The 21,435-nt window shown below is 53.8% G+C and carries 22 protein-coding genes and 2 tRNA genes; 3 read left to right on the plus strand and 21 right to left on the minus strand.

Annotated elements, in window-relative coordinates:
- Positions 1-66 precede the first annotated feature (66 nt).
- The 12 genes from pilW to OEZ10_12700 all read right to left on the minus strand — a co-directional run bounded on the left by pilW (position 67) and on the right by OEZ10_12700 (position 9,507).
- Entirely contained in the window at positions 67-801 is a 735-nt protein-coding gene (gene pilW / locus OEZ10_12645; protein ID MDH5633828.1) for a type IV pilus biogenesis/stability protein PilW, read from the minus strand.
- Positions 802-818: 17 nt separating this feature from the next.
- Positions 819-1,940 (minus strand): 23S rRNA (adenine(2503)-C(2))-methyltransferase RlmN, encoded by a 1,122-nt coding sequence (rlmN, locus tag OEZ10_12650; protein ID MDH5633829.1) that lies wholly within the window; start codon positions 1,938-1,940, stop codon positions 819-821.
- Between the two features lie 231 nt (positions 1,941-2,171).
- Positions 2,172-2,375 carry a Fe-S cluster assembly protein IscX gene (iscX, locus tag OEZ10_12655; GenBank protein ID MDH5633830.1) on the minus strand — a complete coding sequence of 68 codons (204 nt, stop codon included), beginning with the start codon at positions 2,373-2,375 and terminating at the stop codon, positions 2,172-2,174.
- Between the two features lie 42 nt (positions 2,376-2,417).
- A complete protein-coding gene (gene fdx, locus OEZ10_12660; GenBank protein MDH5633831.1) occupies positions 2,418-2,756 on the minus strand; it encodes an ISC system 2Fe-2S type ferredoxin in 339 nt (112 codons plus the stop codon).
- Positions 2,757-2,758: 2 nt separating this feature from the next.
- Positions 2,759-4,654 (minus strand): Fe-S protein assembly chaperone HscA, encoded by a 1,896-nt coding sequence (hscA, locus tag OEZ10_12665; GenBank protein ID MDH5633832.1) that lies wholly within the window; start codon positions 4,652-4,654, stop codon positions 2,759-2,761.
- A gap of 20 nt (positions 4,655-4,674) precedes the next feature.
- On the minus strand, positions 4,675-5,211 hold the full coding sequence (gene hscB, locus OEZ10_12670) for a co-chaperone HscB (protein MDH5633833.1): 537 nt from the start codon (positions 5,209-5,211) through the stop codon (positions 4,675-4,677).
- Between the two features lie 27 nt (positions 5,212-5,238).
- A complete protein-coding gene (gene iscA, locus OEZ10_12675; GenBank protein ID MDH5633834.1) occupies positions 5,239-5,562 on the minus strand; it encodes an iron-sulfur cluster assembly protein IscA in 324 nt (107 codons plus the stop codon).
- Positions 5,563-5,597: 35 nt separating this feature from the next.
- Positions 5,598-5,984: a Fe-S cluster assembly scaffold IscU gene (gene iscU, locus OEZ10_12680; GenBank protein MDH5633835.1), complete on the minus strand. Its 387-nt coding sequence runs from the start codon at positions 5,982-5,984 to the stop codon at positions 5,598-5,600.
- A gap of 49 nt (positions 5,985-6,033) precedes the next feature.
- Positions 6,034-7,248: an IscS subfamily cysteine desulfurase gene (locus OEZ10_12685; GenBank protein MDH5633836.1), complete on the minus strand. Its 1,215-nt coding sequence runs from the start codon at positions 7,246-7,248 to the stop codon at positions 6,034-6,036.
- Positions 7,249-7,403: 155 nt separating this feature from the next.
- Positions 7,404-7,868: a Fe-S cluster assembly transcription factor gene (locus OEZ10_12690; protein ID MDH5633837.1), complete on the minus strand. Its 465-nt coding sequence runs from the start codon at positions 7,866-7,868 to the stop codon at positions 7,404-7,406.
- A gap of 112 nt (positions 7,869-7,980) precedes the next feature.
- The gene (gene cysE, locus OEZ10_12695) at positions 7,981-8,733 is read right to left on the minus strand and encodes a serine O-acetyltransferase (protein MDH5633838.1); all 753 of its coding nucleotides are present in this window, start codon (positions 8,731-8,733) and stop codon (positions 7,981-7,983) included.
- A 45-nt stretch (positions 8,734-8,778) separates the two neighbouring features.
- On the minus strand, positions 8,779-9,507 hold the full coding sequence (locus OEZ10_12700; GenBank protein MDH5633839.1) for an RNA methyltransferase: 729 nt from the start codon (positions 9,505-9,507) through the stop codon (positions 8,779-8,781).
- Between the two features lie 125 nt (positions 9,508-9,632).
- Between OEZ10_12700 and OEZ10_12705 the strand changes: the two genes are divergently transcribed.
- Complete coding sequence (locus tag OEZ10_12705) at positions 9,633-10,418, plus strand: inositol monophosphatase (GenBank protein MDH5633840.1); 786 nt, start codon at positions 9,633-9,635, stop codon at positions 10,416-10,418.
- 31 nt (positions 10,419-10,449) lie between these two features.
- Here OEZ10_12705 and OEZ10_12710 read toward each other — a convergent pair whose 3' ends face one another.
- Positions 10,450-12,177, minus strand: coding sequence for a hypothetical protein (locus tag OEZ10_12710; GenBank protein MDH5633841.1), 1,728 nt, complete (start codon positions 12,175-12,177; stop codon positions 10,450-10,452).
- A gap of 208 nt (positions 12,178-12,385) precedes the next feature.
- Between OEZ10_12710 and OEZ10_12715 the strand changes: the two genes are divergently transcribed.
- Positions 12,386-12,709 carry a ferredoxin family protein gene (locus tag OEZ10_12715; GenBank protein MDH5633842.1) on the plus strand — a complete coding sequence of 108 codons (324 nt, stop codon included), beginning with the start codon at positions 12,386-12,388 and terminating at the stop codon, positions 12,707-12,709.
- Here OEZ10_12715 and OEZ10_12720 read toward each other — a convergent pair.
- The 7 genes from OEZ10_12720 to OEZ10_12750 all read right to left on the minus strand — a co-directional run bounded on the left by OEZ10_12720 (position 12,706) and on the right by OEZ10_12750 (position 19,952).
- Complete coding sequence (locus OEZ10_12720; GenBank protein ID MDH5633843.1) at positions 12,706-14,643, minus strand: ATP-dependent DNA helicase; 1,938 nt, start codon at positions 14,641-14,643, stop codon at positions 12,706-12,708. The genes OEZ10_12715 and OEZ10_12720 overlap by 4 nt on opposite strands.
- A gap of 80 nt (positions 14,644-14,723) precedes the next feature.
- Complete coding sequence (locus tag OEZ10_12725; protein MDH5633844.1) at positions 14,724-15,128, minus strand: response regulator; 405 nt, start codon at positions 15,126-15,128, stop codon at positions 14,724-14,726.
- Between the two features lie 378 nt (positions 15,129-15,506).
- A complete protein-coding gene (locus tag OEZ10_12730; GenBank protein MDH5633845.1) occupies positions 15,507-17,504 on the minus strand; it encodes a dynamin family protein in 1,998 nt (665 codons plus the stop codon).
- A 280-nt stretch (positions 17,505-17,784) separates the two neighbouring features.
- Positions 17,785-17,860, minus strand: a tRNA-Glu gene (locus tag OEZ10_12735).
- A gap of 39 nt (positions 17,861-17,899) precedes the next feature.
- Positions 17,900-17,975: transfer RNA gene (locus OEZ10_12740), tRNA-Ala, on the minus strand.
- 176 nt (positions 17,976-18,151) lie between these two features.
- Positions 18,152-19,567, minus strand: coding sequence for a glutamate--tRNA ligase (gene gltX, locus OEZ10_12745; GenBank protein ID MDH5633846.1), 1,416 nt, complete (start codon positions 19,565-19,567; stop codon positions 18,152-18,154).
- A 154-nt stretch (positions 19,568-19,721) separates the two neighbouring features.
- On the minus strand, positions 19,722-19,952 hold the full coding sequence (locus OEZ10_12750) for a hypothetical protein (GenBank protein ID MDH5633847.1): 231 nt from the start codon (positions 19,950-19,952) through the stop codon (positions 19,722-19,724).
- Positions 19,953-20,075: 123 nt separating this feature from the next.
- Between OEZ10_12750 and OEZ10_12755 the strand changes: the two genes are divergently transcribed.
- Complete coding sequence (locus tag OEZ10_12755) at positions 20,076-20,975, plus strand: hypothetical protein (GenBank protein ID MDH5633848.1); 900 nt, start codon at positions 20,076-20,078, stop codon at positions 20,973-20,975.
- 36 nt (positions 20,976-21,011) lie between these two features.
- Here the strand turns inward: OEZ10_12755 and OEZ10_12760 are convergent, their stop codons facing one another.
- Entirely contained in the window at positions 21,012-21,428 is a 417-nt protein-coding gene (locus tag OEZ10_12760) for a YeeE/YedE family protein (protein MDH5633849.1), read from the minus strand.
- Between the last annotated feature and the right edge of the window lie 7 nt (positions 21,429-21,435).

Genomic DNA, 21,435 nt, shown 5'->3' on the forward strand with positions numbered 1-21,435 from the left:
CTCATCAATACCAAGTGTGTTTTCAATAGTTTCAGACCGCTGACATTATACAGCCACTTGTTCCAGTCACCGGATTTCCTGCGCTTCCCTGGAATCAGGGAACTTGCCCTTCAGTCTCAACTCATAAGATGCCTGCTGATCCTTGGCTCCCAGCGCCCTTTCAACTTTCACCGCCAGCAACAGTGCTTCCGGCGTGTCCTTGGCGGCTGCAAAATACCGTTGCAAGAAACCACGCGCAGACAGCATGCGGCCCCTGGTATAACTGACCTTGGCCAGACCCAGTAATGCCTTGCCAGAACGCGGCTGGTAGTTCAGCGCCTTGCGAAAATAGGTTTCAGCCCGCGATGCCCTGTGTGCCTTCATCAGGCACAGGCCTGCATTCTCGGCAGCTGCCTCGGGTGTCTTGTAGAGCGGATTCAGCAGGGCTGCATCAAAGTGCTTTATCGCATCCAGGTAGCGGCCACGGCCGCACACGAATACACCAAAATTATTCTCAGCCTCGGAGTTTTTCGGATCCAGTTTTACAGCCCGCTCGAAATAACTTTCGGCCTTATCCATATCCTTGAGGCGTATCCACAGCAGTGCGGCGATATGGTTTGCATTGGAATTATCCCGATCAAGCGCCAGTGCGCGTTCCACGTTTTCCTTGGCATACTCAAGTTGTCCACGCTGCATATACTCAACAGCCAGTTGCACATTGGTATTGACCAGCTTGAGTGTCCTGACTTCCGCTTCATCTTCCGCTGTGGAAGCGCAGGCAGAAACGACCAGGGCAATAACAAGAATTCCGACTATGTTCATACCATCCCCGCCATTTATTACTGGTTTGCTACCGCCGGGTCTGCGCCAGCCTGTTTCATTCTTGCCGATCTTCTTGTGCGGTCCTGGATACGACCAGCCAACTGACCGCAGGCCGCATCAATATCATCGCCACGCGTCTTGCGCAGAGTGGTCATCAGGCCTGATGCCATCAGCCGATCCTGAAACCTGAGAATGACTTCATCCGGTGATCGACGATACCGGGTCTGGGGAAATGGGTTAAAGGGAATCAGGTTGACCTTTGACGGCAGCCCCTGAAGACAGTTAATCAATGCCCTGGCATCTTTCACTGAATCATTAACGCCGTCGAGCATAACGTACTCCACGGTCACCCTCTGGCGCGGCTGATTCCTGAGATATTCCTTGCACGCGTCGACCAGTTGTCGGATCGGATACTTTTTGTTAATCGGCACCAGTTCGTCGCGCAATGTATCATGCGGCGCATGCAGGGAAATTGCCAGCGCCACAGGCGCTTCACGCTTGAGACGCTCCAGCTCCGGAACCACGCCTGACGTGCTTACGGTTACACGTCGACGGGACAAGCCATAACCCCAGTCGTCCAGCATGATCTGCAAGGCCGGTATAACGTTATCCAGGTTCAACAGCGGTTCGCCCATACCCATCATGACAACATTGGTTACTGGCCAGCGCTCGGCTGTGCCCTTGCCGAGCATGTGATTGGCCAGCCACACCTGGGCAACAATTTCTGCTGTTGTCAGATTACGATTAAATCCCTGCTTGGCGGTGGAACAAAAACTGCAGTTAAGCGCACAACCTGCTTGCGAAGACACACACAGGGTTCCGCGCTGTTTCTCAGGAATAAACACGGTTTCAATGGCATTGCCGTCGGCCAGCCGTAACAACCATTTGCGCGTACCATCACCGGCAGTGTGGTCGGCAATAATCTCGGGCAAACCAATCTCGGCCTCGTCCGCCAGGCGCGACTGCAACACCTTGCCAATATTGCTCATGGCCTGGAAATTGCCGACACCGTGCTGATGAATCCACTGAAACACCTGGTCACCACGAAACTGCTTGTCGCCCATGGCAACAAAAAAATCACGCATGCCCTGGCGATTCAATCCAAGCAAATTTGTCTTTGGTGCCGTGTCGTTGCTCATACAGTCTGTCATGCGTTGTTCCGCGCCAGCCCATCCCGGAAGGGAGCTAACTGATTGAAAAATCGGGGCAAAAAAACCAATTTTTGCCCCTGGAAGTTGCGCGCTAGTTTAGCGTTTCAGTGGGGGGTAGACAACGAGTATCGGGCTAAATCCATGAAATTTCAGAAAAGATTGCCGATTTGGCAGCCAGGCTGCAGGGGTGCGCCTCACCTCGGCGGGCCGAGGGGGCAATCAGTCGTCGATTTCCTCGAGCCACATCATCTGGATCGCCTCGAGAATTTTTTCGCCAGTATGGTTGGGGTCATCATCAAAATCGTCGAGGGCCATTACCCAGTCCCGCAACTCGGTAAACCGGACGGTCATCGGGTTCACGTCCGGGTGCGCCTCGCATAACTCAATGGCAATTTCACGACTGTCTGTCCACTTCAAACCCATGCTCCCTCCTTTAATCCGGACGACATCACCCGGCCTGAATAGTTAATGGGATTCCGACACCTGGTTAATGGTGTACTTGGGAATTTCAATCACAAGGTCTTCCTCGCCCACGCAGGCCTGGCAACTCAGGCGCGACTCCGGCTCCAGACCCCAGGCCTTGTCGAGTAAGTCCTCCTCTTTTTCCGTGGCATCATCGAGGCTTGCGAACCCCTTGCGAACGATGACATGACAGGTCGTACAGGCACAGGCTTTCTCGCAGGCGTGCTCAATCTTGATGCCGTTTTCGAGCGCGGCATTGCAAATGGTTGTACCGGGCACAGCATCGATAACCATGCCTTCGGGGCAACTTTCGTCGTGGGGTAAAAACGTAATTTTAGGCATAACTACTCTTTTTTGGCAGCGGACGACAAGTCGCCGATTTCTTCCAGTGTATGGCCCCTCAGTGCAGCCCGGATACCGGCATCCATGCGCCGTGCAGCGAATTCTGATGATGCTTTGTCCAACTCGTCGACAGCTTGTTTTATCCAATCCAGATCTTGCCCGTCGCGGGCCCTGGAAAGATTACTCATGGCTTCGTCAATACGTACACGTTCCAATGTGTCGAGCAAGGCGTCACCATCCTGAGCCAGGGCCGCGTGCAATGCTTCCAGCAGGCGGTCGGCATCCACGCGCTGCTCCTGCAGGTTGCGCGCATCCATATCTTCCCGGGCATGTTCAATAGAATCACGTAACATGCGCTCAATCTCACCGTCGCTCAACCCGTAAGATGGCTTGACCTCGATCTCGGCGCTGACGCCGCTGATTTCTTCCCGCGCCGAAACATTGAGCAGGCCATCAGCATCCACCTGGTAGGTCACTCGAATTCGGGCTGCGCCAGCCGCCATCGGCGGGATACCACGCAACTCAAAACGGGCGAGAGAACGGCAATCCTGGACCAGTTCACGCTCACCCTGCAAGACATGAATTGCCATGGCGGTCTGGCCGTCCTTGTACGTGGTGAACTCCTGGGCCCGGGCAATGGGGATTGTCGAGTTACGCGGCACAATGCGTTCGACCATGCCGCCCATAATTTCAATGCCTAAAGACAACGGAATCACATCAAGCAACAGCATTTCACCATCGGGCTTGTTGCCGGCCAAAACATCGGCCTGGAGTGCAGCACCTATGGCTACGACCTCGTCCGGATTGATATCCGACAGGGCTTCCTGCCCGAAAAATTCCAGAACCCGTTCGCGTACGCGCGGCACCCTTGTTGACCCGCCCACCAGCACGACGCCATCTATGGTGTCCACGGTCAAACCGGCATCGCGCAAGGCCCGTCTGCAAGGCATGATCGTTTTATCAATTAAAGGATCTACCAGGTCGTTGAATTGCTGGCGCGAAAACTCTCCCTGCCAGGCCGACCCTGCTGACAACTTGATAGCGATGCTGGTTTGCTCGTTATCTGTCAAAGCTTCCTTGGCTCGCCGCGAAGCCATGACAATCTGGCGCCAGTCACCGGCTCCCGGTTTCTGCTCCAGTCCGGCCTGCCCCATGATCCAGTAGGCAATTTTCAGATCCATATCATCGCCCCCGAGGGCGGAATCACCGGCCGTGGCCATAACCTGGAATACACCGCTCTCGAGACTGAGAATGGAGATATCAAATGTACCGCCACCCAGGTCATAAATGGCGTAGGTTCCGGTAGGATTTTTGTCCAACCCGTAGGCTACGGCGGCTGCCGTCGGTTCATTCAGCAAGCGTAAAACATGAAGCCCGGCCAGTCGCGCCGCATCCTTGGTAGCCTGTCGCTGTGCATCATCGAAATACGCGGGAACCGTGATCACGGCACCGGTCAACTCCCCTCCCAGGGTAGCCTCCGCCCGGGAGCGCAATACACGAAGAATCTCGGCCGAGATTTCGACGGCGCTTTTATCGCCCTGGCAGGTCTGTATACGGGGCACGCCGCTGTTATCGCTGTTGATTATGCGGTAGTGATGGTCATCAGCGGCTATGTCGTCGGCACCGCGACCCATGAACCGCTTCACCGAGATTATGGTATTAAGCGGATCTTCGTGGGCATTTTTCAGTGCCTCGGCGCCAACAATCACTGCCTGGTCTGAATAACGTACCACGGACGGCAGAATACGGCTGCCGTCTGCGCCAGGCAGAATATCGGCTGCGCCACTGCGCACGCTGGCCACAAGAGAATGCGTGGTGCCAAGATCAATTCCTGCCGCCAGCCGATGCTCATGAGGCGCGGTAGATTCTCCCGGTTCGCTGATTTGAAGTAGTGCCATATCAAACTGCCAGCCTGTTGTCAGAACAGGCTTTCTTCAATCTCTTCAATTTGCATTTTGAGTTTGTCCAGGAATTGCAGCTCCCGGACATGAGTGCGTGCAGCCGACAGATCATCATTGTTCAGTTCTGTTCTCAGCTGATCAACACGACGGTTAAAGGCATTGTTCACGTCCTTTGACAGCGATTGCAATACCGGACCCGCGTCATCAGCAGGCCCGCTTCGAACGGCATCGAGCTGTTCACGCCATTCCATTTGCTCCATCAGGAAAGCCGGGTTCATCGCCGTATCGGTTTCATCATTCACACTGATGCCTGCCAGTTCCAGCAAATATCGCGCTCGCGCCAACGGGTTCCTGAGTACGCGCAGGCCCTCATTGATCGAGGCAGTCAGCTCCATGGCCATGCGCCTTTCCTGCTCGGAGCCGGACGCAAACCGGTCTGGATGAAACTGCTGCTGCAGGCTGCGATAACGATTGTTCAGCCCGGGCAGATCCACATCAAACCGGGCAGGCAGACCAAACAATTCAAAATAATTTTTGCCGACGCCCGGCTGCATGGTCGACAATGACAATCCGGAGCAAGGTCAGACGGTGAAGCTTTCGCCGCAACCGCACTCATCCTTGACGTTGGGATTGTTAAACTTGAAGCCTTCGTTCAGACCTTCCTTGGTGTAATCAAGCTCGGTACCATCGATATACACAAGGCTCTTGGGATCAACAAATATCCTGATGCCATGACTTTCAAACACCTGGTCCGACTGTTCCACGGTATCGACAAACTCAAGCACATAGGCCAGGCCCGAACAACCGGTGGTCTTGATACCAAGGCGAAGCCCTTCACCTTTTCCGCGCTTGGCGAAAAAGGCATTCACTCGCTCGGCAGCTACGTTTGTCATGGTAATCGCCATATCAATACCCCTGTTGAATCACGATCTGTCGGGCTTCAGCCCTTGTTTCGTTTCGCCATCAGGTCTTCGACTGCAGCCTTGATAGCATCTTCCGCCAGAACCGAGCAATGTACCTTCACTGGAGGCAGTGCAAGTTCTTCAGCAATATCGGAATTCTTGATCCTTTGCGCTTCTTCCAGGGTCTTGCCTTTTACCCACTCGGTAACAAGCGAGCTTGAAGCAATGGCGGATCCGCAACCGTAGGTCTTGAATCGGGCATCCTCGATAACACCGTTGTCGTTCACCTGTATCTGCAGACGCATCACGTCCCCACAGGCTGGTGCGCCAACCATACCGGTACCCACATTGTCAGCTCCTGTATCCAGCGTACCGACATTGCGCGGGTTTTCGTAGTGATCCATGACTTTGTCACTATAGGCCATGAGTTATCTCCTGATTACATCAAGTCAATCGGCGTCCAAACCCGGAGGCTTAATGGGCTGCCCATTGCACACTGTTTAAATCGATACCTTCCTTGTACATATCCCAAAGTGGGGACAGATCGCGTAATTTCTGGATCTTATCCTTGACCAGAGCCACAACAAAATCCACTTCTTCTTCAGTCGTAAACCGGCCCATTGTAAAACGAATGGACGAATGCGCCAGCTCATCCGGCCTGCCAATAGCACGTAATACGTATGAAGGCTCAAGACTGGCAGAGGTACACGCAGAGCCTGATGAAACGGCCACGTCTTTAAGCGCCATCATCAGGGATTCACCTTCAACAAAATTGAAACTGATGTTCAGGTTTCCGGGAATGCGCTGCCCCATGTCACCGTTGATATAGACTTCCTCAATATCCTTGATACCGTCGAGCAGACGATCACGCAAGGCGCGCAAACGCACAGCTTCACCGGCCATTTCTTCTCGGGCTATACGAAATGCCTCGCCCATGCCGACGATTTGATGGGTTGGCAACGTGCCTGAACGCATGCCGCGCTCGTGACCGCCACCATGCATCTGTGCTTCAAGGCGAACACGTGGCTTGCGTCGCACATACAGCGCGCCGATACCCTTGGGGCCGTAAATCTTGTGGGCCGACAGGGATAACAAATCAATATTCATGGCATCAACGTCGATTTCCACCTTACCGGCACTTTGGGCGGCATCGGTGTGAAACAGTATGCCTTTTCCACGACAAAGTTTGCCGATGGCGGCAACATCCTGAACCACGCCAATCTCGTTGTTCACGTGCATAATGGATACCAGGATGGTGTCATCACGCATTGCCGCTTCGAGCTTGGCCAGGTCAATCAGGCCGTTTTCTTCCGGCTCCATGTAGGTGGTTTCAAAGCCTTCACGTTCGAGCTGGCGACATGTATCAAGGATCGCCTTGTGTTCAGTCTTGCTGGTAATAATATGCTTGCCCTTCTTGCCGTAAAAATGGGCCACACCCTTTATTGCCAGGTTATCTGATTCTGTCGCGCCCGACGTCCAGACGATTTCCTTGGGATCGGCACCAATCAGGGCCGCAACATTAGCGCGCGCGTCTTCGACCGCCTTTTCAGCCGCCCAGCCATAAGCATGAGAACGTGACGCCGGGTTTCCAAATTCACCATCCGGTCTGAGATACTGGCACATTTGGTCTGCCACCCGGGGATCCACGGGGGTGGTAGCTGAATAATCCATGTACACGGGCTTTTTCATCAATTCACTGCCTCAATCTGTCACTACCATCCGCGACAACCCGACATCTCGGCGCCGGCCGCGGGTAAAATTTGATTACCTGTGGGAGCCCTTCAGGGGGCGCAAGTCTACCGCCTATAACTGAGCGATAAAAGGGGTTTTTCGGGAGAAAACCCCTAGTTACCGCCACTTGCCATAGAGCGATCCTGTGAGCCCTGGCGTATCGACACCTCTTGAACATGAGGGCGATTTACCAGATCCGCCAGCGAGATTTCGCTTAGAAAAGAATAAATTCGGTCACTGAGATCTTCCCACAAACTATGGGTCAGGCAAGGCTCGTCACCACTGCAGTTGGAATGGCCGCCGCATTTGCGGGCATCAATATTTTCATTTATTGCCACGACGATTTCGGCCACGGAGATTTGTGCCGGTTCCCGTGCCAGGTTGTAACCGCCACCGGGGCCACGAACACTGTCAACCAATCCATTCCTGCGCAGCTTGGCGAATAATTGCTCTAGATATGACAGCGAAATACCCTGTCTTTTGGCAATATCGGCGAGCGTGACCGCGCCCTGGTTATAGCGCAAACCCAGATCGAGCATAGCTGTCACTGCGTAACGGCCTTTGGTTGTCAGTTTCATGATTTATCACCCAAGGTTATTTGCTGGCGCTAGTCTACATTCCTGACAAATTTAGTCAAGTATAATGTCCAGATCAACCGTGGGGTCTAGAGGGGCCTGTCGGGGTGTCGTATCAGTCGTCTTCGAGATGCTCGACCCGGAGTTCCGGCAGATCCAGGTCCGCCATATCGAGTCCATGCAGCTTCAGCGCCTTGCAGATCTGCTCAAGTTTCTCGTCTACGTTGTGCATGTGATCAAGCATGCAATCAACCGCGTGGGCGACAGGATCGGGCATATCCGGTCGCTGGCCATAAGCATCAAAGCCAATCTTGCGCGCCATGGCTTCGCGCCTGGCACTGCCTTCCTTGCGCTCACTGGCAGCCACAACCCGGCCCGGAATGCCTACAACCGTTGCATTGTCAGGAACATCCTTTACCACCACCGAGTTGGAACCGATTCGGGCGCCGTCACCAATATGAATCGGCCCCAGCACCTTGGCCCCGGCGCCAACCACAACATTATTGCCCAACGTCGGATGGCGTTTTTCTTTTTGCCAGCTGGTACCGCCAAGGGTGACGCCGTGATACAGCGTACAATCGTCACCGATCTCGGCGGTCTCACCGATAACCACGCCCATACCGTGATCAATAAAGAACCGCCGACCGATTGTGGCGCCAGGATGGATTTCGATCCCCGTTATCCAGCGCCCGGTCTGGGACACCATTCGCGCCAACCAGTAAAGGCGCCAGCGCCATAGCCGGTGCGCGAGACGATGCAACGCCACGGCATGCACACCCGGGTAGGCAAACAGGATTTCCATTACCGAACGCGCTGCCGGATCGCGCTGCCGGATCGAAGCAATATATTTAGCAAATGAAGAAGACATAGATGCCAATGGTAAGCCAGATACTGACACGAAACCAAGTTGTCATTATTTTCCGGAAGTTGATCGCTGCACGGCGGTCAGGATGCCTCGCAGTATGTTGACCTCTTTTTCATCCGGCTGGGCACGATTAAATAATCGCTGCAGGCGTCGCATCAATAATTTTGGTTCGCCCGGATCAAGAAATCCTGTTTGTTCGAGTGTCGCCTGCAAGTGGCTGTAAAAGCCTTCCATTTGTGCGCGCGTCGCCGTCTGGGCCGGCGTTGACCCCTGCCCTGGCAACACAGCCCCGGCAGCACGGCGCAATTCGTAACAGAGAATCTGAACGGCCGAACCGAGATTCAGCGATGCGTAGTCCGGGTTGGCGGGAATCGATACCATGGCATGGCATCGATCCAGTTCCTCATTGGTCAACCCCATGCGCTCCCGACCAAAGACCACAGCCACTTTTCCTCCTGGCGCAGCTTCAATCATTTTTTTGGCGCACTCGTTGGCGCTCCACAATGGCCAGTCGATATGACGACTACGGGCACTGGTACCCACCACCAGGTGACAGTCAGCGATAGCCGCATCCAGGCTGCTGAAAATTTGTGCACTCTCCAGCAGGTCAGCGGCACCTGATGCGCGAGCCGTGGCGTGCTCGCTGGGAAAATCCCTGGGCTCAACAAGCCGGAGCGCGGTGACCCCCATGGTTTTCATGGCGCGCGCAGCAGCGCCTATATTTCCCGGGTGCGTGGGATTCACCAGAACTATGCACACCGATGACAGGCGACCCATATCACCGACATCAGTGAATTCCGAGGTAATTTTTTTGCTCAAAACCGAATTTCCCCTTTGAATAACCCTCGCACATCATTAAAATTCGCGCCTCTTTCTGAGCCAGCTACGCAGGAGCCTCGCCGATGCAACCCGTCCTGAAAATCGCCATCAAGGCAGCACGTCGAGCCGGAAGCATCATTCTGCGTCACGCCAATCGCCTGGATACCCTGAATATCGAGAACAAGGGTCGGAATGATTTTGTCTCTGAAGTCGATCATATGGCCGAGCAGGACATTATCAATACCATTCGCCAGGCATACCCGGATCATGCCATTTTAGCCGAGGAAAGCGGCAGCCATCAGGGAAATAATTTTGAGTGGGTCATTGATCCGCTGGATGGCACTACCAACTTTCTCCACGGTTACCCGAATTATGCCGTGTCCATTGCCATGAAACACAGGGGCAAGCTTGAGGCAGCAGTGGTATTCGATCCGCTTCGTGATGAACTGTTCACAGCCTACCGTGGCGAGGGCGCCCAGCTCAATGATCGGCGCATCAGGGTGAGCGGCGTAAAACGCATGGAAAATGCCTTGCTGGGCACCGGTTTCCCGTTCAGGAACAAGGACAACCTCGAACCCTGGATCGCCATCTTCCGCGAATTCGTCGGCAACACCAGTGGTGTGCGTCGTGCCGGATCAGCAGCACTGGACCTGGCGCATGTCGCCAGCGGTCGCCTGGACGGGTTTTGGGAATTCGGGCTCAATACTTGGGACATCGCTGCTGGCTGTTTGCTCATCCAGGAGGCTGGCGGCATGGTCAGCGGCTTTGGCGGGAGCAATGATTTCCTGGAGACCGGGAATGTTCTTGCCGGAAGCCCGGAAATCTATGACCAAATGCTACCGATCATCAAAAATATTCATACCGGATGAAATCAACATTAAACTGGCGGCGTTGAGCGGCTCAGGCCTGGGAGCTGTCAGCAAACACGAAGTGCTCGAATGCATTGCTGTGATCGGCTAACTTGAGAGCGGTAATACGACGCACCTCGCCGGTTTCTCCGTCAACCAGCTGATAGCTGGCCTTCTCTTCAAACATGCCTGCAGTCGTGACCAGCGTCGCCGGGCGCTTCAGTATCGGTACCGACGGCAACAACAACGCCTGGCAGTAATCACTGCTACCGGAATCTTTCTTTATCGCCACCGGCCGCGCCGGGCCGCCCAGCATCTCGATACCAATATCCACGTTCCTGGGCTCGGGTGTTTTTATCCAGCGCACGACACCTAGACGCCAACTGACCTGGTTAACGCCATCAGCAACTCCGAGAATATCGCCGACGCGAACCTGCTGCCGATCAACCTGTTTCTGGTTCAATTGCAAGCCTGACGGGCTTTCATCATAGATTTGCCAGGTTTCAACACGATACACGTGACTGGAATGCAGCAGCGACTCCGCCATCATTCTGGGTTTTTTATCGGCAACCGTGGGAACCGTATCGTCGAAATCCAGATAATCGGAATTTATGGGCTCACCAATGTCCATATCCAGGCCCTCGGGCAAGCTGGCAGGCTCATCGTGTGTCGGCGCCATTTCGGACAATTCCAGGTGACTATCGGCGAACAAGGGTTTGACGAAGGCGCGCTGGCCACTGGCAAAAAAGTGAATCGCGTTAATGCTGTTGGCCACAAAACATTGACCGCTCTTGCGTATACGATCACCACGCCTGCCCGTGGCCAGCCCCCAGGAGCGGCGCATGCGACGTAGCATGTCCAGACAGGCGCCGTGCAGGCAATCTACACCGAGTTTGTTCAGAACACCTGGCTCGCCTTTTTTAAACCGGCGGACAAAGTCCTGGACGGTGGCGGTCAAGGGCAATGCATTCAGCACCCTCAGGCTGTCTGTACCAGTGACACTCACCCCCCTTGGGTACGCAACTGGCGGACGATCCGAATCCAGGTCTACGAGAAACTGCCCGGCAACACTGGATACCTTGACGTTACCGTGAATCACGGCGACGTCACCCCACAGGCTGATGAACTGGGCAATCTTGCGCCACTCGCCCTCAGGCAACTGGTAGGGATTACACAACCCGAGCAGCATGGCGTCGCGATAACGTTGTTCAATAACCAGCCCCTGTTCCGGAGTCTGGCCAAAAAAATCGTTTTGTTCGGCAATGCGATAAAGTGTATGCAGTTCTTTCCAGATACCAACGGGAATCGGCACATAAACCTGGTAGCAGGACTGCAAGACTTCGGCGAGATAGCGAATCGCCTGCTGGGCCGCGGTGGCCAGGATTTTCTGCTTTCCCATCAGCAGTCGGGCATTAAGGGCATCGATCAGAATAATCTTGTAGCCAACTGCCATTTCTTGGCGCACTTGCCGGATAAAATCAGCAAGACGACGCTTTTTATCGTTGAGCGCCATACCCCCGGAGCGCAACCCGGCTGCCAGGTTTTCGGCGGTTCGGGAAACAGGCTCATCGAACAGCGCCATCAATTTCAGCCTGACGGAAACCGGCAGCTTTTGACGATTCAGTGTATACAGCGACTGGTAGATTTCACGCGCGGCTTCCGGCGCGTTGGCAAGCGGCAACGATGACAGCCACGTGGCCGCGTCCTTGGGATCGGTCTCGGCCACCCAGGCCGACACCTTCAGTTCGGGTACATAGAGCCCGTGATTATTTTCCGCCATCGCCTGCAGTCCGTTGAGCCAATAGATATAACACGATTCTGGACAATTTATTGAAATAACTCAATAGCTTGGAAAATTTTTTTAAACTTCTACTCAGGAAATCGATATGGTGAAGCCTTGTATCGCCAACTCGCCCGCAGGAGTTTCTCCAACGCTGCTGACGGTGTATCATTCGCCGCCCGAAACAAGGGGAAACTGGAGTTCTTGCATGGCCTACGTCGTTACCGAAAACTGTATTAATTGCAAACATACTGATTGTGTCGATGTTTGCCCCGTAGATTGTTTTCATGAAGGCCCGAATTTTCTGGTCATTGATCCGGACGAATGCATAGACTGCACCCTTTGCGTACCAGAATGTCCCGTCAACGCTATTTTTGCCGAAGATGAAGTCCCGGCCGACCAGGCGGAATTTATTGAGCTAAATGCAGAGCTGTGTAAGTCCTGGCCGGTGTTAACCGAAAAAAGGCCGGCACTGCCCGACGCCGACGAGTGGGATGGCAAACCCGGCAAGCGCGATCTTCTGCAGCGTTAATCGGCGAGCGGCTGCAACGAGAAAAATTTCCTGACATCCATCAGCTTCGCGGTTTGCGGCATCGCCGGTAAGCTGCGAAGAAACACGCGGCCGTATCCCTTGCTGACCAGGCGTCGATCGGTAATCATCAGTACGCCACGATCGGTTTCCGAACGAATCAGCCTGCCGGCGCCCTGCTTCAGGCTGACCACCGCACTGGGAACATGAAACTCCATAAAGGCATTCCGCCCGCTTTCGGTGAGTGCTTTTGAGCGCGCCTGGATAACCGGATCATCAGGCGCAGCAAAAGGAAGCTTGTCAATAATCACGCAGGAAAGCGCTTCTCCCTGCACGTCTACACCCTCCCAAAAGCTGCCGGTTCCCAGCAGTACGGCATTGGCAGTTTCACGAAATTCCTGCAACAGTCTTGCCCGCGGCGCCTGGCCCTGAACCAGCAACGGGAAACCAATACAATCGCCCAGCTGTTGTGCCAGTGCATTGAGCATGCGATAACTGGTGACGAGAACAAAGGCCCTGCCAGCGCTTGCCTCCAGCACCGGAATAACGGCATCCAGAAACGCCGATAAAAACTCCGGGGCATTGGGTTCCGGTATGTTTTCGGGCAAATACAAAAGCGAGTTAGTTTGGTAGTTGAACGGACTGTCCCACTTGCGTGTGATAGCATTGCTCAGTCCGAGCTGCCGGCAAAAATAATCCAGGTTATTGTCGATCGCGAGCGTTGCCGAAGTGAATACCCAGGCCCGCTGCACCTGTTCCATGTTCGCACTGAACTGTTGTGAAATATCGACCGGCGTCTTGCGAAGCACGAAACCGCGCTTGCTGGTTTCGTACCAACTGATGAATTCTGACTCCGTTTCCTGCCCGGTAAAGGATTTCAGGCATATTCCCAGCTCCACCGCGCGCCTGTGACAATTGGCAAGGCCGGTTCCCTTGGCCGATGCCTTGTTCAGCAACAGCTGCAAATCATTCAGTCGCACAACAAGCCCGGACAACGCTTCCTTGACTGCGGGCCTGGAGCGTATATTGCGCCACGCCGAACGCGAGACCTGCTCACCGAATGCCAGCCGGAAATCCGCGCACGCCTTCTGCAGCATGTCGGCGGCAGAATTCAGTTCCTTGATTTGGCTGCGTTCACGCAACTCTTCGACAACTGTATCGCGCGCCAGTGCGTTTATCTGGTTAGCACTGATGCTGACACCGAAAAAATTGCTGGCAACATCAGCTAGCTGATGCGCTTCATCGAAAATTGCCACCTCGACCCCTGGCAGCAGCTCACCGAAACCCTCCTCCTTCACTGCCATATCGGCGAAAAACAGGTGATGATTTACAACAACGATATCCGCCTCCAGCGCCCGCTGCCGGGCTCGCACAACGTGACAATCATCATAATGACCGCACTTGCTGCCAAGACAGTTATCCGTAGTTGACGTCACCCAGTACCAGACCGGGCTGTCCTCGGGCACGCCAGCCAATTCACTGATATCGCCCGATAGCGTCGACTCGGACCACTGCTTGATCTGGAGAAAATGGAAGGATTGCTTGCGATCCCCAAACCGGGCTTCCAGTTCGGCCTGCTCCATCCTGTATATACACAGATAGTTGGCTCGACCCTTGAGCAGGGCAGCTGCAACGTTTACTCCCAGTGTATGCATGACTCTTGGCAGATCGCGACGGTAGAGCTGATCCTGGAGATGTCGTGTTCCGGTCGAAATCAGTACGCGCTTTCCCGACAGCAGTGCCGGAACTAGGTAGGCGTAGGTTTTACCGGTACCAGTACCGGATTCGGCCACAAGAATGCCGTCGTCACGTATGACGGACTCAATCTCGGTTGCCATTTGTTGCTGGGAAGGACGCGGGTAAAAATCCGGCAGTTCCTGGGCAAAAGGCCCGTTTTCGGCCAGCGCATCCGCGCTCGACAAGGTACTGATACTCAAATGAGGCTCTCTTGTTCAGAAGAATTCGGCATGTTACCGCATCTGAACCCCGCGCTCATTACCCGGAAACAGTATCTGTCTCAGTTGTTGTTTCTGGCTTCCCCGAATGCCGTCCATACTGAGCGAATCGTTTCAGCCAGCGTAACCGGTGAAAACGGTTTTTTGATGACATCTGCCGCGCCGAGATTGTGATACCGCTCAATTTCACCTGCCTGCACTTTTGCAGTCATGAACAGGATCGGCGTCTGGTCAAACCCGGGTCGCTTGCGAATCTCCTTGTACAATTCAATCCCCGACATTCTTGGCATCATGACGTCCAGAATGATCAACTGCGGCTGGAATTCATCGAGAATAGCCAGCGCCTGTTCTCCATCGGCACACATACGCAGATCGAACGATGAAGTTGCCTTGAGGGCGATTTGCGTAACCGCCCTGATATCGTCTTCATCTTCTACCAGTAACAGGCGTTGCAGATCGACTGGCATATAATAATGGATCCATCCAAGGGTAATTGTTTGGTCAACCAAAAAAACCGGGTGATAATACATTAAATCATCAATATATAGAACTACCTGCCCGGCCCGGCAATGCATCACGAATCTTGATTGCCTAAACGACCTGACAGTATTGAGCATAGCTCAAGCCAATACCCGACACCAATAATACATCACGATATTTACCGGGCAGATACTGCCCACATTGACTGAATGGCCATCCTTGCCACTTTCCAGATCCGGATTTTTCCCTTGTGAAGCTGACCTCGGCGGTCACAGTTGCCACAAACATTGCTGTGGTTATTACTGAAGACTGGTTTCGATTGCCGGCAGCCGGACCGGCGCACCCCTCCAGGCAGACAGCCGTGCCTATACCGACTTGTGCAGCCTGGCGTGCAACCTATTGATGTTTTGCAATTGTTCGGAAACCCCGGCGCGCTCCGCTTCAAGTCGCGCCACATGATCCGCGATCTTGTCCATATCGGCATGGCTCTTTTTGATAGTCTCAAAACCGACATCAAGTGATTTTTTGTGCAGTTTCACCTGGTTGTGAATCTGGTTAATAACATTATTAAACCAGCTCTGGGTGTAGCCATTACACTCCTTGTAAATGTTGCGAACTTCGCTTACCAGCGTGATAAAAAACTTGCTGATCACTCCGCCCTGCTCCGTAATAACAAGCTCCACACTGTTACGAAACACCTCTGCTTTTTGTTCCAGGCTTTTGATTGCCATGATATAGGGCAGCAACGCCAGTCGCGGTGGTACGATTTTTTCAAGATCGTACTGATAGTGGAGTCGCTCACAAATCTTGTCGATCTCGGACTTGATGGCATCAGCCTGTGTTTTCAGCTGGTCCATTGGCCGGGCGACGGCTTCGAAGAAGTCCTTGATTTCCGATTTAAGGCCCCGTGTTGTCCAGCTGTCGTGCATGGACTTCCTGGCACCTTTTATATGTTTGTCCAGTTCATCAAGATCCATATTGGAAAACAGCGCACCAGCCTTGTCCGCCAATTGCCGTCGGGTAATATCAAAAATCTTCACTTCACGATCATAACGCTCTTTGTCCTTGCGCATGGTATCGATCAGTTTCTGTATATCTGACTTGTTCTTGCTGCCCAAGGCCCGCAACTGGGTCAGCTGCCTGTCCAACTCGGCAAGATTGGCCCGAACCAGGGCCTGGCTGCTTTCCACCCTGGAGCTGATTTCGTAGGTAATCTTCCGTTTTATCAGCTCATGCTTGGCCGGAATAATCTGGAAGGCAAGTTGTTTTTCCAGGCGAGCAATACCGCTACGACCAACAAGATCGTTATCACTCTTGATTTTTCCGATCAGCCCCATCTTGGCTGATACAGGCAGAACCACGTCTTTTCTGAGCTTGAGAATACGGGCGGTATCCATCACCTGGTTGCGGATTGTATGACTGATTTCGGCATCGCTTCGCAGCGCATCCCACAACACGTCCACCTTGTTCAGTACAACCAGGCGCTCACGCAGCCGGTCTTTCTTGGCCGACACCACGTGATCACTCCAGATGGTCATATCACTCGCGGTAACGCCGGTATCAGCGGCAAGCAGGAAAATAACCGCGTGCGCATCAGGCAACACACTCAGGGTCAGCTCGGGTTCGGCGCCCAGCGCATTCAGGCCTGGTGTATCAATAACCACCACGCCCTGTTCCAGGTATGGATGGCGATAGTTAACAATGGCATAGCGCCACATGGGGATATCCACCATACCGCCTTCCTGCTCCGCAACTGCCTGGCCACCCGCGTCCCGATACAAGCCCAGGGCCCGGGCCTCGCTGATATGGACTTTCTTGGTTCGGGTAATGGATTTGAAGGTTTCAATATCGTCTTCGTTAAAGCCTGTTTTTTCCCTGCTAAACCGCAGCGTCGTCCAGTGAATCGGGCTTTGCAGGTATTCGGCAATACTGATCCCGGTTTTGCGGGTCTCAATAGGCAGTAACTTGATTCCCGGATCCTCGTTGGCCTTGTAACGCAACTCGGTGGGACACATAGTGGTTCGACCCGCTGAAGACGGCATTAACCGCTGGCCGCGGTCAGAAAAGAAGATGGCATTCAGAAGCTCGGTTTTTCCCCGGGAGAACTCGCCAACAAAGGCAATTTTCAGCTCATCCTTGTCGAGACTCTCGATGAGCTGATAAATCCGTAAATCACGCACTCCATCCACTGGCTCGTGTTTTTCAACCCAATCCTGATAATCGGCGATTGCTTTTTTGAAACTCTCACGCCAGCTTCGAAAACGCTCAAGATCCCGGGCGAGCGACGCGGCTGCCGGCGCTACAGGCTTGCCTGAAGGCTGCCCGGACGCACCCGCCTCATCCTGAACCTTTATCTCGCTCATGGCACCAAATCCGTCAATAAACAGCCTGAGCTGTTCCTGAAAAAGATGAATAATACATCAGCCTATCGGCAAGTTCCGGACTTCCGGAAAATATATTTCAGAACGACAATACACTACGCACACGCTGCCGCGACGTTTCTCGCGCCAATGGTCCCTGGTAATCGACGGCCAAGACCTTTTAACCAGCGCATACGAATGTGACTGCCTCCCGCTCCAGGTTGCAGATCAGCCCGATTTGTTATCATAAAAAAAGGGGCTCATTACTGAGCCCCTTGATATGTGGCGTCCCCAAGGGGAGTCGAACCCCTGTTACCGCCGTGAAAGGGCGGTGTCCTAGGCCTCTAGACGATGGGGACCTGATCGGTCTTACTCGTAACGAGTATAAATTAATAATATGGTGGAGCTAGGCGGGATCGAACCGCCGACCTCTTGCATGCCATGCAAGCGCTCTCCCAGCTGAGCTATAGCCCCAAAATCTGTTTTTTAAACCCGCCCGGTCGAATATCCCGAGCGACTCCAAAATTCAGCTTTGACGCCAGATCATGTACTGATCACATTCCGCGTTTCCGGCCTGCGTCAAAGGTCGCGTACTTTACGGTCGGACGCCCTGCAGGTCAAGACGAAATTTATCCAATCTGCGACCTTTTTTAGCGCCCCTCTTGATGCAACTCCAACCATTCAAGCATGCGATCGAGCCGTGACAAAACCTGATCCCGACCCAGTAAATACAGCGTAACATCAATAGACGGCGACAGTGCCTTGCCAACCATGGCTACACGCACCGGCTGCGCCACCTGCCCCATTTTCAGCTGGAAATGTTCAGCCGTAAACTTGACGACTTCGTGAATCGCTTCAGGATACCAGTCTTCCAGCCGGGCGACGCTGTCCCGAATCGCGTTCATCGCCGGCAGCACCTCGGGCTTCAGATGCTTGGCAGCATCCTTCTCGTCATATGACTCTGGCGCCACATAGAAAAACGCGCAATTATCTGCCATTTCCACCAGTGTTTTGGCGCGGTCCATCTGTGTCTTGACCACCTCCTGGAGCTCCGGACCGCTTGCCGGATCGATACCCTTTTCACCCAGGTACCAGCCGAGGTGATGCGCCAGGTGTTCCGGATCACTGCTCTTGATGTACTGCTGGTTTACCCACAGTAGCTTGTCTTCATTAAAACTGGATGCCGCCTTGTTCACCCGTTCGACGTCAAATAATTGCGTCATCTCGTCAATACTGAAGATTTCCTGATCACCATGAGACCAGCCGAGCCTGACCAGGTAGTTCAGCAATGCCTCCGGCAACAATCCTTTTTCCCGGTACTGCATAACGCTGACAGCGCCGTGACGCTTGGACAGCCGTTGGCCGTCCGGCCCAAGGATCATGGCCACATGGGCATAACGCGGCACCGGTGCACCAAGAGCCTCAAGAATATTGATCTGCCTGGGTGTATTGTTCAGGTGGTCGTCGCCCCGAATGACGTGGGTAATATTCATATCCCAGTCATCAACTACAACTGTAAGATTATAAGTGGGCGTACCATCCTGGCGTGCAATGACCAGATCATCCAGTTCGGAATTCTGGATCGCCACCTTGCCCTTGACCATATCATCAATCAGCACGACGCCGTCCACCGGGTTTTTGAACCGGATTACAGGCTCAATACCTTCCGGTGGCGGACCTTTACGGTGCCGACAACGGCCATCGTATCGCGGCTTGAGCTTTTTGGCGCGCTGCTCTTCGCGCATGGCTTCCACTTCTTCCTTGGAGCAATAGCAGTGATATGCCTTGTCCTCGTCCAGCAATTGCTGGATGACTTCCTTGTAGCGATCGAATCGCCTGGTCTGGTAAAACGGGCCTTCGTCATACTCAAGACCCAGCCAGGTCATCCCCTCGAGTATGGCGTTCACCGACTCCGCCGTTGATCGCTCAAGGTCGGTGTCTTCAATCCTGAGCACAAACGTGCCGCCATGACGACGCGCATACAGCCAGGAATACAGTGCGGTACGCGCACCACCTATATGCAAATAACCGGTTGGACTGGGCGCGAATCGCGTGCGTATGGTCATGAAAATCCCCGTAGACACCATCAAAATATGGCGGCGAGTGTATACGATCAATGGGCGAAAATCAGCCTTCCGACCGAGGTGTCAGCGCCGCTAACGTTGCTGCTGCCAATCCATCCAGCCGATCAGAAAGTGCCCGGCGATAGACCAGGAGAAATCAGCCTTCCCATTCCTCGAGCGGCGATGATGGCTTGTGCGATTCTTTCAGCAGAACCTCGGCTTCACGTCGATCCTGGGCAAAAATCACGCGCACAGTCACGGCGTCACCCGGCTCTTGCGCCTTCCTGAGATCGCGCGCCTGGTTTTTGGCATCACGAAACCTCTCGTGCGCATCAATCAAGTCAAGTGTTTTACGGTCCGGGGAAATACGGTAAACGAAATATGGCATGGATAACCCTGTAAATCTGCTGGCGAAACCGGTTCGAAGTCTAGCAAGCCAAAGCACCGGATTCCAGAATGCACTTGGTGATAAACTACCGGAGTTCATACAGGATATACCCGACAACCTGCCATGCCTGCACGCCAGCCAGTCTATCTCATTGATGCCAGTATATTTATCTTTCGCGGATGGTTCGGAATACCAGACAGCCTTCGCAACGGCAATGGCATGCCGGTGAATGCACTCACCGGCTTCGGCCATTTTATTGCTGATTTTCTTGCTGCGACACAGGCCCGGCGACTGGCGGCTTTTTTTGATGAAAGCCTGGGGAGCTCGTTCCGGCATGAACTGTATCCAAATTACAAGTCCAACCGGGAATACCCGCCAGTGGAACTGGAGCGACAGTTCCAGCTATGCAAACAGCTTCTGAAACTGTTGGGCATCCGCTGTTTCGCCAGCCGCCGTTATGAAGCTGATGACCTGATCGCCAGCGCTGCCTACCGGCTACGATCGCGTGGCTGGCCGGTTACCATCGTCAGTGCTGACAAGGACCTGGCGCAGTGCCTGGAATCATCACGCGATCGCTTCTGGAACTTCGGAAAATCCGATCCGCAAGATGCCTCCGCAATTGCACGAAAACTCGGGGTGGCGCCACCACAAATTGCCGACTACCTGGCCTTGGCCGGAGACAGTGTTGATTGTATTCCCGGAATAAAAGGCGTAGGCCGACAAACTGCCAGTCGACTGCTGAAACACTATTCATCGCTCGATAACCTGCTAAACCACGCCGGGCCGCAACCGGATCTCGGCATTCGCGGACAAGCGGCTATCCTGAAGCGGATAAAACAATGTCGTGGAGAACTGGCAGTCTATCGAAAGCTCACCGGACTGAAACGCTGCTGCCTGACCAGGCAACAGGCGAATGAACAATTATTATCAAGAAGAAAAATGAAACGCAGTCAATTAGCCGGGTTCCTGGAGTCCGAACTTCGTCCGGCCTCGAGGCTGACTACAAGGTTGCTGTCACTTTGAATTTCACAAACTATAAAGCGCTGCGCAAAACAAAGATCAACTGTCACAGGCACCCGTATCCCAGTTAAACCAGCGACGATGCACAATGCGATACAGCCAGGAGCCAAGCAGGATGCCCAGCACGGTGATCACTGCTGGCATATACCCGTAGCCCAGCTGGATTACGGCAATACTTGGGCAGGCCCCGGTGACTGCCCAACCGGTTCCGAACATCACGCCACCAATAATAGTTCCCTTGTGCAACGGCTTCTTCTGCAATTTTTTACCATGCGCAAACACGATGAAACCGACCATGGCAACCAGCACGGCTGCGATAAAGGTAATCAACATGCGGTAATCGGTCAGCGTAAACAACCGGTGAACCTCGCTGTAATCGGCGAAGCCTATGCGGGCAACGATATAGCCCATCAGCAGGCCAAAAACGATGAACTTGATATAATGCCCTATTGCCATGATTGCA

This window comes from Gammaproteobacteria bacterium (assembly GCA_029880545.1).
Classification (GTDB): Bacteria; Pseudomonadota; Gammaproteobacteria; order Acidiferrobacterales; family SZUA-150; genus JAOUOD01.